Origin of the sequence: Diplocloster hominis (assembly GCF_032380655.1) — a bacterium.
GTDB classification, from domain to species: Bacteria; Bacillota; Clostridia; order Lachnospirales; family Lachnospiraceae; genus Diplocloster; species Diplocloster hominis.
On sequence record NZ_JAWDIY010000002.1, the window covers coordinates 338,362 to 355,438 of the forward strand.

Annotated in this window: 13 protein-coding genes; 12 read left to right on the top strand and 1 reads right to left on the bottom strand. The window is 49.4% G+C overall.

Annotated features, from left to right (window positions below; translation table 11 throughout):
- Window positions 1-13: 13 nt before the first annotated feature.
- The 5 genes from ABC831_RS03630 (at window position 14) to ABC831_RS03650 (ending at window position 4,876) form a co-directional block, all read left to right on the top strand.
- Window positions 14-1,690, top strand: coding sequence for a phospho-sugar mutase (locus ABC831_RS03630; protein WP_343246875.1), 1,677 nt, complete (start codon window positions 14-16; stop codon window positions 1,688-1,690).
- A gap of 40 nt (window positions 1,691-1,730) precedes the next feature.
- Window positions 1,731-3,089: a sugar phosphate nucleotidyltransferase gene (locus tag ABC831_RS03635; RefSeq protein ID WP_343246876.1), complete on the top strand. Its 1,359-nt coding sequence runs from the start codon at window positions 1,731-1,733 to the stop codon at window positions 3,087-3,089.
- Between the two features lie 131 nt (window positions 3,090-3,220).
- A complete protein-coding gene (locus ABC831_RS03640) occupies window positions 3,221-3,985 on the top strand; it encodes a DeoR/GlpR family DNA-binding transcription regulator (protein ID WP_343246877.1) in 765 nt (254 codons plus the stop codon).
- On the top strand, window positions 3,986-4,414 hold the full coding sequence (locus ABC831_RS03645) for a DUF3795 domain-containing protein (protein WP_343246878.1): 429 nt from the start codon (window positions 3,986-3,988) through the stop codon (window positions 4,412-4,414).
- 24 nt (window positions 4,415-4,438) lie between these two features.
- Window positions 4,439-4,876, top strand: coding sequence for an N-acetyltransferase (locus ABC831_RS03650; RefSeq protein ID WP_343246879.1), 438 nt, complete (start codon window positions 4,439-4,441; stop codon window positions 4,874-4,876).
- A 44-nt stretch (window positions 4,877-4,920) separates the two neighbouring features.
- Here the strand turns inward: ABC831_RS03650 and ABC831_RS03655 are convergent, their stop codons facing one another.
- Window positions 4,921-5,787, bottom strand: coding sequence for a MerR family transcriptional regulator (locus ABC831_RS03655; protein ID WP_343246880.1), 867 nt, complete (start codon window positions 5,785-5,787; stop codon window positions 4,921-4,923).
- Between the two features lie 335 nt (window positions 5,788-6,122).
- Between ABC831_RS03655 and ABC831_RS03660 the strand changes: the two genes are divergently transcribed.
- From ABC831_RS03660 to rpsU, 7 genes are all read left to right on the top strand, one after another.
- On the top strand, window positions 6,123-7,829 hold the full coding sequence (locus tag ABC831_RS03660) for a sensor domain-containing diguanylate cyclase (protein ID WP_343246881.1): 1,707 nt from the start codon (window positions 6,123-6,125) through the stop codon (window positions 7,827-7,829).
- Between the two features lie 357 nt (window positions 7,830-8,186).
- Entirely contained in the window at window positions 8,187-10,541 is a 2,355-nt protein-coding gene (locus ABC831_RS03665) for a glycyl radical protein (RefSeq protein WP_343246882.1), read from the top strand.
- Window positions 10,542-10,673: 132 nt separating this feature from the next.
- The gene (locus ABC831_RS03670; protein WP_343246883.1) at window positions 10,674-11,588 is read left to right on the top strand and encodes a glycyl-radical enzyme activating protein; all 915 of its coding nucleotides are present in this window, start codon (window positions 10,674-10,676) and stop codon (window positions 11,586-11,588) included.
- Window positions 11,589-12,321: 733 nt separating this feature from the next.
- Window positions 12,322-13,560 (top strand): tyrosine--tRNA ligase, encoded by a 1,239-nt coding sequence (gene tyrS / locus ABC831_RS03675; protein WP_343246884.1) that lies wholly within the window; start codon window positions 12,322-12,324, stop codon window positions 13,558-13,560.
- The gene (locus ABC831_RS03680) at window positions 13,561-13,698 is read left to right on the top strand and encodes a hypothetical protein (protein ID WP_343246885.1); all 138 of its coding nucleotides are present in this window, start codon (window positions 13,561-13,563) and stop codon (window positions 13,696-13,698) included.
- Window positions 13,699-13,925: 227 nt separating this feature from the next.
- A complete protein-coding gene (gene alaS, locus ABC831_RS03685) occupies window positions 13,926-16,565 on the top strand; it encodes an alanine--tRNA ligase (protein ID WP_343246886.1) in 2,640 nt (879 codons plus the stop codon).
- A gap of 178 nt (window positions 16,566-16,743) precedes the next feature.
- Window positions 16,744-16,920, top strand: coding sequence for a 30S ribosomal protein S21 (gene rpsU, locus ABC831_RS03690; RefSeq protein ID WP_021737899.1), 177 nt, complete (start codon window positions 16,744-16,746; stop codon window positions 16,918-16,920).
- Window positions 16,921-17,077 lie beyond the last annotated feature (157 nt).

Here is a 17,077-nt window from a genome sequence, read left to right on the forward strand (position 1 = left end):
CATGGAGGTAAAAATGAGAGATTACAAAAATATCTATGAAGAGTGGCTGAAAGCCTCCTACATCGACGAGAACACAAAAACGGAGCTGAAGAATCTGACGGAAGAAGAAATACAGGATCGTTTCTATAAAGACCTGGCCTTTGGAACAGGCGGCCTGCGGGGAAAAATGGGAGCGGGGACAAACCGGATGAACCGCTATACGGTCCGCAAGGCGACCTGCGGCGCGGCAAACGCGTTGAAAGCCCGCTATGCAGACGCCCGGTCACCTCTTCGGGCAGTGATCGCCTACGATTCCAGAAACCATTCCGAGGAGTTTGCAATGGAAGCAGCCGGAGTGCTGGCTGCATGCAAAATACACGTGACCCTGTTCAACACCCTGATGCCTACCCCTGTGTTATCCTTCGCAGTTCCCTATCTGAACAGTCAGATGGGCATCGTAATCACGGCCAGCCATAATCCAAAAGAATACAACGGTTACAAGATCTATGACGAAAAAGGATGCCAGTTGGTTCCGGAGAAGGCCGAATATGTGATCCGCTATGTGGAAGAAGTGAGGGAGCTGCAGAATATACCCTATGCGGATTACCGGACAGCGCTTCAGGACGGACGGATCGAACTGTTGGGTGAAGAGGTTTTGGAAGCCTTCCTGGAAGCTGTGCTGAAACAATCCGGTCTGAAAGATAGAGAAGCGAAGGCGGCTCTTCGCATCGTATATACGCCGCTGCATGGAACCGGAAACCGGCCTGTCCGAAAAGTTCTGAAAAAAGCAGGTTTTACGCAGGTTTCTGTAGTGGACGCCCAGGAAGAACCGGATGGTGACTTTTCCACTGTGCGGTCTCCGAATCCGGAGGAAAGGGACGCGCTTAATCTGGCCCTTGCACAGGCGGAGCGGGAAGGGGCGGATCTGGTGCTGGGAACCGACCCTGACTGCGACAGAGTCGGAGTGGGAGTGCTCCACCAGGGAGAATACCGCCTGCTCACAGGAAACCAGATCGGCGCGCTCCTGGTGGCCTATGTATGTGAAAAGAATGCCTCCGCCCTGTCGGCGCGCAGTACACTGGTCAAAACCATTGTGACCAATGATCTGGGAGCCCGCATCGCTGCGGATTATGGCCTTCAGGTGGTAAATACTCTGACCGGGTTCAAATTTATCGGAGACAAGATCACGGAATATGAACGGACAGGAGAAAAGAAATTTGTCATAGGCTATGAGGAAAGCTATGGTTATCTGGTGGGTACCCATGCCAGAGACAAGGATGCGGTAGTGGCTTCCCTGCTGATCAGTGAGATGGCGGCCGCCTGCAAAGCAAAAGGCAGTACCCTGATCGATGAGCTGGAGCGGTTGTATGAGAAATACGGATATTTTCTGGATGCCTTGTCCTCCTATACCCTGGAAGGAGCCAAAGGGGTGGAACAGATCCGAAACAGCATGGCAAAGCTCCGGAAAGAAGGGATCCGCGCGATACCGGGTACCATAAAAATGACAGACTATCTGCAGGAAACGGAAGGGCTGCCCAAATCCGATGTGTTAAAATTTTTCTGGGCCGACGGCTCCTGGATGGCCGCCAGGCCTTCCGGAACGGAACCCAAAATCAAATTTTACTATTCTATCTGCGGCAGCGGCCGGGACCAGTCAAAAAAAAGGCTCCGGACCATACAGCAGCAGGTACAGGAATTATTAGAACTGTAACATCATGTGAGAACTGCCAGACAGAAAGGAAAGACATTCCATGAATATTATCTTATTATCCGGAGGTTCCGGAAAAAGACTGTGGCCCTTATCCAATGACCACAGATCCAAACAATTTCTGAAATTATTAAAAAAAGAAGACGGCAGCTATGAATCCATGGTTCAGCGGGTCTACCGCCAGATCCAAGAAGCCGGCATCAAGGCAAATATCGTCATAGCCACCAATAATTCTCAGGTGGATTTCATCAAGACCCAGCTGGGAGAGAACGTCGATATTGTAGTAGAGCCCGAGCGCAGGGATACCTTTCCCGCCATCGCGCTCTCCAGTGCCTATCTGGCATTGGAAAAGAAGGTGGACCCCGAAGAATCGGTACTTGTCCTTCCTGTAGACCCTTACGCGGAGCTGGAATATTTCCACGTAATCCAAAGAATGGAAGAGGCCGTACAGCAAAATGCGGCGGACATCGTACTGATGGGAATCAAGCCTACCTACCCTTCAGCCAAATACGGATATATCATTCCCGCATGCGGTCAGGAAGCCGCCGGGGACGGGGAAAACCGGTCTCTTTACCTGGTAGAGCGGTTCACGGAAAAACCGTCAGAGGAAGAGGCCGGCAGGTTAATTGCCGAAGGCGCTTTCTGGAACGGGGGAGCCTTCGCATATAAACTGGGCTATCTTATGAATCTCGTGGAAAAATACCAGGCGGGCAGCACCTTCGAAGGAATCCGGCAGAATTACGGGCGCTTAAAAAAGATCAGCTTTGACTATGAGGTGGTAGAAAAGGCCAATTCCGTAGCCATGGTACCCTACCAGGAGAAGTGGAAAGATCTGGGGACCTGGAATACGCTGACGGAAGAAATGCAAGAAGCGGCGATCGGTCCGGTGACGATCGGGGAAGGCGCTATAAACACCCATGTCATCAACGAGCTGGATATTCCGATGGTAGTGTTAGGAACTGCCGACCTTGTGGTGGCGGCCAGCCCTGACGGCATCCTGGTATCGAACAAACACAAAAGCTCTTATCTGAAACCCTATGTAGACGGCCTCAATGACCGTCCTATGTATGAAGAACGCCGCTGGGGGGAATATAAAGTCCTGGACTACATGACCCACGAAGACGGCATCAAATCCCTGACCAAGCATTTGGCAATCAAAGAAGGCCAGGCCATCAGTTACCAGCGCCATCTGATGCGTGATGAAATCTGGACCGTCATCGACGGCACCGGCGACCTGGTCATCGACGGCCATGTCCGAAACGTCCGGCGCGGAGATGTCGCCTATATCACGAAAGGGCAGAAACATGCCATGCGGGCTGTCACGGATCTTGAATTCATCGAAGTACAGATCGGAAAAACTCTGGTAGAGGAGGACATCGAGCGTTTGGAATGGGTTTGGTGATGTCAACCCATGGACTTTTGGTCCACCCGGTTCGCTAATTAAGATTGTCAGAAAAGTCGTGGACATGGTATACTTATTCTAACTGACATGAGAACGGTAAGTTTAAGGAAAAAGTCCAAAGGAGAGTTTTGATGTTTGTAGAGGAGAGGCAGAACACGATTGTTTCTATGGTGAACGAAAAGGGGAAAGTCAGGGTTAAGGATCTAAGTGAGCTGTTCCAGGTGACAGAGGATTGTATCAGGAAGGATCTGGCGGCATTGGAAAAGGCGGGAATGCTCAAAAGGGCTTACGGCGGAGCGGTTCGGAATAGAATTACACCTCATGAGGTGAATGTGGTACAGCGGAAGGATAAGAATATAGAAGCGAAACGCAGGATCGCGGAGAAGGCAATGCGTCTGATCCGCAATGATGAAATGATTTATATGGATGTCTCCACGGCGAATACGGAATTGGCTAAGCTGTTGGTGAGTTCAGGGCTAAAAGTGACGGTGGTGACGAATATGATCGACGTAATGCTCACTTTGGCTGTGCCTGACACGAAGATTCATACGGTATTTATCGGCGGGACTTTTGGACCGGGGAAAGATGGGTTTATGGGGTGTATGTCCATGGAAGAGATTTCCCATTTTAAATTCGATAAGGCGTTTCTGGGTGCGGTTGGCGTGGATCTGTTTGATAACAGCGTCTCCACTTACGCGGCGGAAGACGGGATGACGAAGCAGAGCGCGATCGCGGTCAGCAAGGTCATTTATCTGATGCTGGAAACCAGGAAATTTAATACGGACGGCACGTTTAAATATGCCAGGGCAGATGATTTTAACGGTTTTATCGTGGAGGAGAAGCCGGCGGAGGATGTTCTGGAGGCGCTGAAAGATTATAGTCTGGAGATTATATAAATGAGAATGCAGGATGAACCGATCGAACCTGAGATGTTCGCTCCATGCGGGATGAACTGTATAGTATGCTATAAACATTGTTATCACAAAAAACCATGTGACGGCTGCCTGAAAAGCGACAGAGGAAAGCCGGAGCATTGCCGCAAATGCGGAATCAAAGACTGCATACGGGAAAAGGGTCTGTCCTATTGCTTCGAATGTACGGAATATCCCTGCAGACAGATCAAATATCTGGAAAAAAGTTATCGCACAAGATACGGAGCAAGCCTTATGGATAACAGCCGGTTTGTGAAGGAAAAAGGGCTGAAGGCGTTTATGGAACAGCAAAAAGAGAACTATACCTGCCCGCAGTGCGGAGGGATTATTTCTATTCATGATCAGGAGTGCAGTGAATGTCAGCGGAAGGTACATAGGAAGAATGAAGAATAAAAGAAAATTTATGGGAGGTATCTCATGATACGGGAGTATCAAAAAGATGATTTAGATGTCATCCTGGATTTGTGGCTTGACACAAATAGAACCGTACATGATTTTATTCCCTCTGATTACTGGGAAAATTGTTATGGCATGGTAAAGAAAATGCTTCCGGAATCCACTGTATATGTCTGCGAAGAGGAGGGAACCATACGGGGCTTCGTGGGTCTGACGGACAACTATGTTGCGGGGCTGTTTGTCGACAAGACGTGCCGGTCAAAAGGGGTTGGAAAAGCATTGCTAAACTATGCAAAAGAGCGAAATGACACGCTTTTCCTTTATGTCTATAAAGAGAATAGCCGGGCGGTTAAATTTTATTTAAGGGAAGGCTTCTCTGCTTTCAATGAACGGCCCGATGAGAATACGGGCCATACGCAGATCAGGATGGAATGGGAGAAGGGGAGGGGAGTGGTCTGACGGGATGAAGTTTCCGGCAGACCGCTCCTGCTTTCCCGGGAACATTACTTCCCGCCGAGATAAAACTTCAATGCCCGGCCGATAAAGTTTGACGCGCCTTTCCCATATTTTTTATCTGTCACTTCGATATATAAAGGAGTTGACAGATAAGCCTCAGCCATAAGAGGCCAATAATTTTCTCCCATCTCCATGCCGTTTGCGCATTCATTTGTAAAATCGACCAGTTCACGGACAATTTCCTGGATTTCGGTGGAGGAGACGTCTTTTGACGGATCAGCCGTAAGCCTTCTGGTAATCTCATCTGTTTTCACTATTAGATCGTCTGCCTCGGATGGGGAAACGGCCGGACCATTGGACAGATAATCCTGAAAGTTTTTTTCCATGGCACTTGTGAAAGCTTCTATACTGCCGTATTGTTTTTCAGCCATATCCGCAATATCTTTCTCATTGGATTTCAGATCTGAAAACATCTCATCGAACGCTTCCATACTTCCCAGCCGTTTGATGATTTCGCCGGTGTGCGTCTCTTTAAAATGATTTAAAACACGAAAATATTCACTCATATCAAAATCTTCAAAATCCATACATTTTTCTCCTTTTATAAGTTTGTCCAGCAATCCCAATAAATCATTTAAGCGGTCGCGTTTCATCGCGATCAATTCCCGCTGCTTTTTAAACGCGGCGTCTTTGTTGAACGCGGGGTCTTTCATAATGATTTGTATTTCTTTTAATGTGAAATCGAGTTCTTTGAAAAACAGAATCTGCTGAAGTGTTTCCAAAGCCTCCTCATCGTACAGCCGGTATCCGGCAGCGGTGGTATCAGTGGGTTTCAAAAGACCGATCCCGTCATAAAACTGCAGAGTTCTCACGCTGACACCCGCTAATTTGGATACTTGTTTGATCGTCATCATTTCAAATCACCTTCTTTAATCAGTTCAGAGAATGTCTTTCCGGCCGGCAGAGGATTATTTATAACATCTCTAAGGATTACATTACACTATTACGATACGTAAGGGTCAATACATTTTTATAAAGTTTTCCTAAAATGTAATATTAAATTCTTGATTTACCATTTAAATATTTTTAAAAATTTTTATGTTCCGTCTTTAAATATTTTATTATGTAAAAAAGTTGGAATATTTTTTAAATATTTTATGAATGTAAAAAGTTGGAATATTCATGAAAATCCAAGCATAGAATAATAGTATGGAAAAAATACCGCTTTGTCGGAATATGGAGGACGGCTATGTGTACGGAAGATCATGACAAATACTTAGAGAAAATTTTTGAGTGCCTGCCCTGTGGGATTTTTCTGATGAAGCTGGATGACGACCTGACTCTTCAGTATGCAAACCGCTATTTTTATCATTGGTTTGGAGCGGAACAGAAAGAGGAAGGTGAAAATCGTTATCAGCAGCTGCGGCTGTTGGTTCTTCCGGAGGATTTCGTCAAGCTCTCAGGTCAAATCCGTGATTATATAAAGCGGCAGCAGTACAGTTTCGATGTGGCGTTCCGCTGCCTGTATGGTTCCGGTGAAATATTCTGGATGACTGTGAGATGCGTATGGCTCGCGGAAAAGCCGGACAGCCTGATCGGAGTCATAACAGATGCCGGAGGACAGCGGGGGGCCAATGAACAGCTCAGAGTGAGCCTGGAAGAGACCAGACTGGCGTTCCAGCTTACCGATAAGATGATGTACACCTATTATGTGAAAGACAGGAGGCTGTGCCTGCCGCAAAAAGCCGCCGATGAATTTGGCCTTCCCACAGTTATACAGGATGTTCCCTATTCCATTGTGGAAGAAGACCTGATTGCTGCGGAATCCCAAAAAACCTACATAGATTTTTATGAAGACATGATCAAGGGAAAACCAAATGGGCAGGCGACAGTCAGAAAGAGAAGAAAAGACGGAAGCTTCGGATGGTTTTCCGCCAAATTCGCGCTGATCTGTAACTGGGAGGGAGAGCCAGAGCGGGGAATAATCGCCTGTGAAGACATTTCCGAACAATATGAAAAGGAACTGGCCTATCAAAAGTGGTGCCAGTATTTTGCGTCTCAGAAGAAAAACAGAATCGGCTGTTATGAATATAATCTGACCCAGAATTCTTTTGATGAGGCAGGCAGTTCCGAGCCGCCTCTGAGCAGATACGGCAATTCCTACACGGAAACTATGACTTATATTGCCGAGTATCTGGTAACAGCCGAAGACAGAATTATGTTCAGCCGTTTTTTCGACCGTGAAAGGCTTCTGCAGCGCTACACAGAAGGACAGTGCCATATGCGGCTGGAATACCGGTGGATAAGCATCCGGGGAGACATCCTCTGGGCCCGGGCTACCATACAGCTTCTGAAAGAACAGTATACGTCCGATGTAAAGCTATTTATTGTTATCCATGACATAACCGACGAGAAAAGGCATGAGGAGGAGATCCGGTGCCGGCTGGAGGAAGACATGCTGACCGGAGTCCTGAACCGGGTAACCTTTCACGACAAAGTGAGGGAAGTTTTAAGTAAGAATGACTTTTATGGACAACATGCGCTGCTGATTCTCGATATCGACCATTTTAAGGGAATTAACGACAGTCTCGGACACCAGTTTGGGGATCAGGTATTGGGAGACAGCGCTGCGATTCTGAAGAGAGAACTACGAAAAGATGATTTGTGCGGCCGGATTGGCGGGGATGAGTTTATGGTATTTTTGCATAATGTTCCATCCCAAAAAGAACTGGAACCGAGAATCGCGCAGATCTGCAGGTCGCTGACCCACTGTTATGAAGGATATGGCACAGTATCCTGCAGTATGGGAATCACCTTTTACCCCAAGGATGGAATCTGGTTCGAGGAACTGTATCAGAAAGCAGATCAGGCTTTGTACGAGGCAAAACGTTCCGGGAGGTCCTGCTATAAGTTCTACAAGGTACCTTTTGAACAGACCGGCCAGAATGTCTGCTGATGGGCGGATGGGAGGGGACTGGCATCTTTCGGCAGTAACACCAGCTTTTCAAGTAAATACGTGGAGAAAGGGGCCTGTCCCCGGAGGTTGACTGGAATACTCCCGCCTCCGGAAGCGGGCTCCTTATTTTTTGAATGGGCCGGCATCCGGGGACAGGCCCCTTTCTCTACGAAGCCGCTTGGAAAATTTAGCGTTACTGCCGAAAGATGCCAGTCCCCTCCCATTTTGTTCCCTGGAAATAAATATATTAAATATAAGAAATACACCTTGATAATTGCGATATAAAATGGTATTATCAAGATGAAACAATAAATAATAATATAAAACAATATATAACAAGAAAAAAGGCGGGCTGATATGAAGGATGTAATTATGACCGACCGAATCCGGTCTTTAAAAGAAAAAATGTTATCTGAGCCGAGATTTGCATCGATTGAGCAGGCGTTGATTATCACAAATACATACAAGAAAAATGAAGATAAACCAAGAATCATAAAGCGGGCACTGGCGCTGAAAGCGGCTTTGGAACAGATGCAGATCAAAGTGGAAAAGGAAGAGCTGATCGTGGGCAACCGCACGGCAGGGGTCCGTTATGGAGTGGTGTCCCCGGAGAGCGGAAGCACCTGGGTGGATAAGGAATTTGAGACCCTCCCCACCAGGCCCCAGGACCGTTTTCAGGTGAGGGAAGAGGATATCAGAACCTTCCGGGAAGAGATCAAGCCATATTGGGAGGGAAAATCCCTGGAGGATGTGTTAAGACAGCGGTACGGCTCGCAGATCGATGATATTTCCATGGTGGTTAAGATTAATCAGAAGGATCATGCGCAGGGGCATATTTGTCCTAACTGTGAGGAATGGCTGCAAAAAGGGCCGGCTGTGCTGGAACGGGAAGCGGCTGCCGAATTGGAGCAGGCCCAGGGAGAGCGGAAGGATTTTTATGAGAGTGTGCGGATTGTGATGGAGGGAAGCAGGCATTTTATGGTCCGTTATCATGATCTGATCCTGGAGATGGCGGAGCAGGAATCCGACCCCGGCATCCGGGAATCTCTTAAAAAGGTTGCGGCTAACTGTAAAAATATCAGTGAGAGGCCGGCAGAGACATTTCATGAAGCGGTTCAACTGCTCTGGTTTTTATTTGTCATCCTTCAGATGGAATCCAACGCCTCCTCCTTTTCACCTGGGAGAATGGACCGGTATCTCTACCCCTATTATAAAAAAGATGTGGAAGAAGGGAGACTGGATGACCAGCAGGCTTTGGAGATTATCGAAGCGCTCTGGCTGAAATTCAATCAGATCGTGTATATGCGAAACTCCAACGGAGCCAAATATTTTGCCGGTTTCCCCATCGGATTTAATATTGCGATCGGCGGACAGGATGAGGAAGGGAATGATTTCAGCAACGAAATATCGTTCCTGTGCCTGAAGGCCCAGGAACATCTGGGCCTGCCGCAGCCAAACCTGTCGGTGCGTCTTCACAGGGGAACGAAGGATGCGTTGTTAAAGGAGGCCATCCATGTGGTGTCAAAAGGAAGCGGAATGCCTCAGTTCTTTAACGACGCAGCCGTCATCCCCGCACTTACGGAACTGGGAGTGGAAGAGGCGGATGCCAGAAACTATGCGGTAGTAGGATGTGTGGAACTGTCCACACAGGGAAACAATCTGGGCTGGAGCGACGCGGCCATGTTCAATATGAACAAAGCGCTGGAGCTGACCCTGACAGGAGGAAAATGCCTGCTGAGCGGCCGTCAGATCGCGGAAAATCACGGAGATCTGACCACTTACCGGAATTTTGATGAATTAGAAGCATCCTTCAGAAAATATCTGGATACCTACCTGGAGAAGATGGTTCTGGCCTGTGAACAGGTAGAGAAGGCACATATAGACCTGCTTCCGTCACCATTTTTGTCCTCAGTGATAGACAATTGCATGAAAAATGGTGTGGATGTGACGAACGGAGGAGCCAAATATAATTTCTCCGGAATTCAGGTCATCCAGGTGGCTAATCTGGCCGACAGCCTGGCTGCCATCAAGCAGCTGGTCTATGAGGAAAAGAAAATAACGCCCCGGGAACTGTTGGACGCTCTGACGCATAACTTCGAGGGCTATGAGGTGATCCGCAGCATGCTCCTTAACAAAGTGCCCAAATACGGCAATGATGTGGACTGGGTGGACCAGCTGGGAGTCAAATGGGTCAGCTATTTCCGCAAACGGCTGTCCGAATATAAAAACTACCGCGGAGGCAAATATCATACCGGCCTGTATACGGTATCCGCTCATGTGCCCATGGGAGAGAATGTGGGCGCGTCCGCGGACGGAAGAAAGTCCCAGGACCCGCTGGCCGACGGCGGCATGTCGCCGGTATACGGCAGAGACGTAAATGGGCCCACTGCAGTCCTGAAATCCGTATCAAAATTAGATAAGCTCCTGACCAGCAATGGAGGGCTGCTGAACATGAAATTCCTTCCGGAATTTTTCCGCACCCAGTCAGGAATTGATAAATTTGCCCGCATGCTCAGAACCTTCGTGGAGCTGGAAATCCCCCATGTCCAGTTTAACGTAGTGCGAAAAGAAGACCTGATTGCCGCGAAAGAAAATCCGGAGGCCTATCGGGGCTTAACCGTCCGGGTAGCCGGTTACACAGCCTATTTCGTAGAACTGGCTGATAAGCTGCAGGACGAGATCATCGCCCGCACCAGCTACGCAGACATTTAAAAAAGCAGTATAAGCAGAATTACCGGGCACATGCAGGAATATAACCCGGGTAGTTATCCCGGGAATTTATCCTATGACAGAAGGAATTCAGTAAACAGGCAGGGCAAACCCGCCTCGCAGGAGGGCCATGATATGACAGGCAGAATATTCGACATCAGAAGATTTTCCACCCATGACGGCAGCGGTATCCGTACCACGATATTTCTGAAAGGATGCCCGTTACGCTGCGTCTGGTGTCAGAATCCGGAAGGGCTGAGCTATGAAAAGCGCCCCCTCTGGTTCCAGAACCGCTGCATCGGCTGTGGAATCTGCCTGGATCTCTCCCGGGATCTGGGAGTGACCCAGCAGGGAAACCGGATTCATTTGGATATTACCCGCAGGGAGGACTGGGATGAAATCATCGATGCCTGTCCGGGAACGGCCCTCCAGATGGATTCCCGGGACCTGACAGTCGAAGAAACACTGGAAGAAGCCCTCAAAGACAAAATATTCTTTGAACAGGGAGGGGGTATCACCCTATCCGGTGGAGAACCCTTCCTCCAGCCCGAGTTCCTCAAAGCCCTTCTCATCGCTTTAAAAGAACACCATATAGACACCGCCATAGAAACCTCCCTCTATGTTCCCCTGACCACACTGAAAGGCGTCCTCCCATACCTGGATACCATCTATGCCGACTTCAAGATATACGACACCGAAGCCCACCGGCAGCATACCGGGGTTTCCAACGAGATCATCCGGGAAAACCTGCGTTACCTGTTAACCCACCCGTACTACAGAAGCCGCGTCATCATACGCACGCCCATGATCCCGGGATACACAACCCACCCGGAAAACATCGCACAAATCGCCCGTTTCCTCACCAGCCTGTACCCCGGCACAGCCTATGAGATCCTAAACTATAATCCCCTGGCCGCCGGGAAATACGATCTGGTAGACCGCACCTACTGCTTTACCGAAAATCCCAAACTCTACACCCCGGATCAGATGGAAACCTTCGCCGGTATTGCCCGCGAAAACGGAGTGAAAAACCTGATCCTGGACAGCTGATGGGGGAGGCAAAGGGCCGGGAAGAATCCTGGAAGGCGGGCGGAGTATTCCTGTTTGGGGATGCGGGGCGGGTACCTGTCCTTTGACGGCGACGGGCTGTCCGCTGGCAGCAGCTAAGTGAATTCAGGCGGCAGACTCAGGAACCGGGCCTATTCACCAGAAACACATGATGTGTTTCCGGTTCAGAGGCCCTTGCCCGTCGGACGTGAAGTCCGCCGTGCATCCTGAGTCTGCCGCCTGAATTCACTAAGCTGCTGCACAGCCGCCCTATGCCCGTCAAAGGACAGGTACCCGCCCCGCATCCCCAAACAGGAATTCTCCGCCCGCCTTCCAGGATTCTTCCCTGCGTTGGTATAGGCTGAGCAGTTAAGTCCGCTGGGCCGGTGTATCTGCCTATGTTAGATACTGATACGATCTGTAGACATATATGGAGACACCATCTGTATGAAAAATATAAGTTTTTTTTCAACGCCGGAAAGACTGTAGAAACATATGGGTACGCCATCTGTCAGAACATGGAAAAAGGCTTGAAGCAGAGCCGGGATGAGCGGGAAGGGGCGCGGCCTGCTACACCGGCCCCACGGGAGGTGCCCCCGGTGTAGCAGGCCGCGCCCCTTCCCGCTCATCCCGGCCCCAAACAACCCGAAAGCCCTAAACAGAAATCCCCCGCCCCTCTTGAAACACCTGAATCAATATGGTAAGATAACCCATAAGAAACGAAGGAGGGACTAAAATGTCTACACAGGGAAATGTTTATGATGTGCTGATGGAGAGGGGCTTTATTGAACAGGCGACTCATCCGGATGAAATCAGGGAATTGCTGGGTAAGGAAAGTGTTACCTTTTATATAGGGTTTGATGCCACGGCGGACAGCCTTACGGCTGGCCATTTTCTGACGATCATGGCTATGATGCATATGCAGCGGGCCGGACATCGTCCCATCGCTCTGCTGGGAGGCGGAACGACTATGATCGGGGATCCTTCCGGGAAATCCGATATGCGTAATATGATGACGAAAGAAAAGATCGATTATAATGCCAAAAGGTTCGCGGAGCAGTTAGGAAGGTTTATCGATTTTGACGAGGATCACGCGGTCATCGCCAATAACGCGGACTGGCTGCTGGATCTGAATTATGTGGAGTTTCTTCGGGAGATCGGGGTCCATTTCTCGGTCAATAAGATGCTGACCGCTGAGTGCTATAAGCAGAGAATGGAAAAGGGACTGACCTTCTTTGAGTTTAACTATATGCTCATGCAGTCCTATGATTTCTGGAAGCTGAATAAGGAGTACGGATGTACGATGGAGCTGGGCGGTAATGATCAGTGGTCCAACATTATCGGGGGCGTGGAACTGATCCGCAGAAAGGAACAGAAGCCGGCTTACGGCCTGACTTTTAAGCTGCTGACCACCAGTGAGGGAATCAAGATGGGTAAGACCATGAAGGGCGCCGTATGGTTGGATCCTGAGAAGACCTCTCCGTACGAATTCTATCAGTACTGGCGGAATATTGAAGATGTAAAAGTACAGGAGTGCCTTTCCCTGCTGACATTCCTGCCGATGGACGAGGTCCGCAGGCTGGGGGCGCTAAAAGACGCTGAGATCAATCATGCGAAGGAAGTCCTGGCCTTTGAGATCACCAAGATCGTGCATGGGGAAGAAGAAGCGAAGAAAGCGCAGGATGCCGCCAGGGCACTGTTCGCTAACGGAGGGAAGAGTGATGACATTCCCACCACCACTTATTCCAAAGAACAGCTGGCAGAGGGAATTGATCTGATCACGCTTCTGGTGGACACAAAGCTGGCTCCGACCCGTTCGGAAGCGCGCAGGCTGATCCAACAGGGCGGTGTGACCGTCAATGACGTGAAGATTACGGAATTCGACAGGAAGTTTACCGGCGATGATTTTGACTCGGATGGAGTTTTACTTATAAAGAAGGGCAAAAAAGGGTATCATCAAATCAAGGAAGGTTAGGTGAGTGAGATGGCTTTTTGGGCGGAGTTTGTAAAGACGGTTCTGAGTATGGTGTTTATCGCGGCGGTTGCTTTCGGCGGTATCCGGTTCGGAAAATTTCTGCGCGACCGCAAAAATGCGAAATTAGCCGGCAAATGAAAAAAACGGCTGATATGGATGGCGGATCGGGAAAGATCGCAAAGGCGGCCATAGAACTGATTGACAAAGATTTGAAATATCCATATAATAAAAACACTGGCATAAACGCTGGTGTTTTATTATGTCCTACTGATTTTATGGCCCGGTGGAAAGAGCGCACAAGCGGGAGCAGCAGGGCCGTAGTAAATATATGCAAGGATAAATGAATTACCCAGGAGGAAGAGATCGTGAAACAATATGGAGTAAATGAATTGCGTAAAATGTTTTTGGAGTTTTTTGAGAGCAAAGGGCATCTGGCAATGAAAAGTTTTTCGCTGGTGCCTCATAACGATAACAGCCTGCTTCTCATCAATTCCGGTATGGCTCCCCTGAAACCCTATTTTACCGGTCAGGAGATCCCGCCCAGAAACAGGGTAACCACGTGCCAGAAGTGCATCAGAACCGGTGACATAGAAAATGTGGGAAAAACAGCCCGTCACGGTACGTTTTTTGAAATGCTTGGAAACTTCTCATTCGGCGATTATTTTAAACAGGATGCGATCGCATGGACCTGGGAATTCCTGACTCAGGTGGTGGGGCTGGATCCGGACCGCCTGTACCCGTCTGTATACCTGGATGATGACGAAGCATTCGAGATCTGGGAAAAAGAGATCGGCATCCCTGCGGACCGTATTTTCCGTTTTGGCAAAGAGGACAACTTCTGGGAGCATGGCGCAGGTCCCTGCGGTCCCTGTTCCGAGGTGTATTATGACCGCGGAGAGGAATACGGCTGCGGTAAACCGGGATGTACTGTGGGATGTGACTGTGACCGGTATATGGAAGTCTGGAACGATGTATTTACCCAGTTCGAGAGCGACGGAAAAGGGAACTACGAAGAGCTGGAGCACAAAAATATTGATACCGGTATGGGTCTGGAACGGCTGGCCGTGGTTGTCCAGGGAGTGGATTCGATCTTCGACGTGGACACGCTGCAGGCGCTGCGCAATAAGGTCTGCGAATTTGCCGGCGTCACATACAAAGAGAGTGAGGAAACAGACGTATCCATCCGTCTGATTACCGACCACATCCGTTCCGCCACGTTCATGATCTCCGACGGCATCATGCCCACCAATGAAGGCCGCGGTTATGTGCTGCGCCGGCTGATCCGCCGTGCGGCCCGTCACGGACGGCTTCTTGGAATCCAGGACGGTTTCCTTGCGAAGCTCTGTGAATCGGTGATCGAGGGCTCCAGAGACGGCTATCCGGAGCTGGAAGAGAAGCGGGACTTCATTATAAAGGTACTGGCCCAGGAAGAGGACAAATTCAGCAAAACCATCGATCAGGGGCTTCATATTCTGGAAGAAATGATGCGGGAGATGAAGGCTGGCAATGAGAAAACCCTGGCCGGTGAGCATGCGTTCAAATTATACGACACCTATGGTTTTCCTCTGGACCTGACGAAGGAAATACTGGAGGAAGAAGGATTTAACGTCGACGAAGAAGGATTTAAGGCTTCCATGGAGGAACAGCGCCAGATGGCCCGTAAAGCCAGAAAGGTGACCAACTACATGGGCGCCGATGTCACGGTGTATGAATCCATCGATCCTGCCGTCACATCCAGATTCGTGGGATACGAGACGCTGAACCACAGCTCTAAGATCACGGTGCTGACCACGGAGGAAGAGATTGTGGAGGCATTGGCAGACGGGGAAGCGGGCACGATTATCGTAGAGGAAACCCCCTTCTACGCCACCAGCGGCGGACAAGTAGCCGACACCGGTATCATCCGCCAGGGCAGTAATGAATTTGCGGTGGAAGACACCGTCAAACTACTGGGCGGCAAGATCGGCCACATCGGAAAAGTAACCAAGGGAATGTTTAAAACAGGAGATTTGGTAGAACTGTGTGTAGATGCGGACAAGCGGCAGGCGACAGCCAAAAACCACAGCGCCACCCATCTGCTGCAGAAAGCCCTGCGGACGGTCCTGGGGACCCATGTGGAGCAGGCGGGCTCCTTCGTTAACGGCGACCGGCTTCGCTTTGACTTCACCCATTTTTCCGCGCTGACACCCGAAGAGCTTTCTAAAGTAGAAGCGATTGTCAATGAAAAAATAGCGGAGAATCTGCCGGTACAGACACAGATCATGACATTGGAAGAAGCGAAAAAGACAGGGGCCATGGCTCTGTTCGGAGAAAAATACGGAGATAACGTGAGAGTTGTGCGTATGGGAGATTTTTCAACAGAGCTGTGCGGAGGAACCCATGTCGCCAGCACAGGCACCATCAGCGCGTTCAAGATCCTGTCTGAAACAGGAATCGCGGCCGGTGTCCGCAGGATCGAGGCTCTGACGGCAAACGGTGTATTCCGTTACTACGATGAGCTGGAAGAAAATCTGGCGGAAGCGGCAAAAATAGTAAAAACAACACCCGCGTCCCTTACCGTCAAGTTAAACCACCTGATGGCGGAAATGAAAGCGCTCCAGAGTGAAAACGAATCCTTAAAAGCCAAGCTTGCCCAGGACTCCTTAGGAGATGTCATGGACCAGGTACAGCAGATCAACGGCGTCAAGCTCCTGGCTGTAAAAGTGGACGACGTAGACATGAACGGGCTGCGCGATCTGGGAGACCAGTTAAAAGACAAACTGGGCGAAGGTGTGATCGTATTAGCCTCAGCCAAAGAAAGCAAAGTAAACCTGGTAGCCATGGCTACCGACACAGCCCTTTCCCGGGGAGCACACGCAGGCAACCTGATCAAAGGCATCGCAGCCCTGGTGGGCGGCGGCGGCGGCGGACGTCCGAACATGGCCCAGGCCGGCGGTAAAAACCCGGCCGGCATCGAAGCCGCTATCCAGGAGGCAGCCAAGGTTTTGGAAGGACAAGTCAAATAACTATGAGAGGGTGCAGACCGCTCTTTGCAGAAAAATCCGCATAAGTTCCGATTTTTCCATCAAATATAGTTGACGAATCTGAAAATTATGCTATAATTACTGTTAGTGCAATAAAATACCCAGACAGTCGGTCGTATGATGCACAATACAAGGCTGGAGGGAGGTTAGGTGTGATACTATGTCGAACGTAATCGTAAAAGAGAACGAGACCTTAGATAGCGCTTTACGTAGATTTAAGAGAAACTGTGCAAAGGCTGGGATCCAGCAGGAAATTCGTAAAAGAGAACATTACGAAAAACCCAGCGTGAAGCGTAAGAAAAAATCAGAAGCGGCTAGAAAACGTAAATACAATTAAATGTGCAGAACCCCTGAGTGCCCAGGCACCCAGGGGTATTTTATTTTAAGGGTCGGATAGACCCTGTTGAGTGCATTGGAGTTTCTCAACAGAGGAACGGAAATGTACTCAACATAAAACCACCCGCTATGCGGGTGCGCGACGATAGTTATACAAA

Coding starts and splice junctions, on each gene's coding strand:
- ABC831_RS03665 (WP_343246882.1), top strand. CDS start 8,187: ATGAAGGATGTAATTATGACCGACCGAATCCGGTCTTTAAAAGAAAAA.
- rpsU (WP_021737899.1), top strand. CDS start 16,744: ATGTCGAACGTAATCGTAAAAGAGAACGAGACCTTAGATAGCGCTTTA.
- ABC831_RS03660 (WP_343246881.1), top strand. CDS start 6,123: ATGTGTACGGAAGATCATGACAAATACTTAGAGAAAATTTTTGAGTGC.
- ABC831_RS03645 (WP_343246878.1), top strand. CDS start 3,986: ATGAGAATGCAGGATGAACCGATCGAACCTGAGATGTTCGCTCCATGC.
- ABC831_RS03670 (WP_343246883.1), top strand. CDS start 10,674: ATGACAGGCAGAATATTCGACATCAGAAGATTTTCCACCCATGACGGC.
- tyrS (WP_343246884.1), top strand. CDS start 12,322: ATGTCTACACAGGGAAATGTTTATGATGTGCTGATGGAGAGGGGCTTT.
- ABC831_RS03655 (WP_343246880.1), bottom strand. CDS start 5,787: ATGATGACGATCAAACAAGTATCCAAATTAGCGGGTGTCAGCGTGAGA.
- ABC831_RS03640 (WP_343246877.1), top strand. CDS start 3,221: ATGTTTGTAGAGGAGAGGCAGAACACGATTGTTTCTATGGTGAACGAA.
- ABC831_RS03630 (WP_343246875.1), top strand. CDS start 14: ATGAGAGATTACAAAAATATCTATGAAGAGTGGCTGAAAGCCTCCTAC.
- ABC831_RS03650 (WP_343246879.1), top strand. CDS start 4,439: ATGATACGGGAGTATCAAAAAGATGATTTAGATGTCATCCTGGATTTG.
- ABC831_RS03635 (WP_343246876.1), top strand. CDS start 1,731: ATGAATATTATCTTATTATCCGGAGGTTCCGGAAAAAGACTGTGGCCC.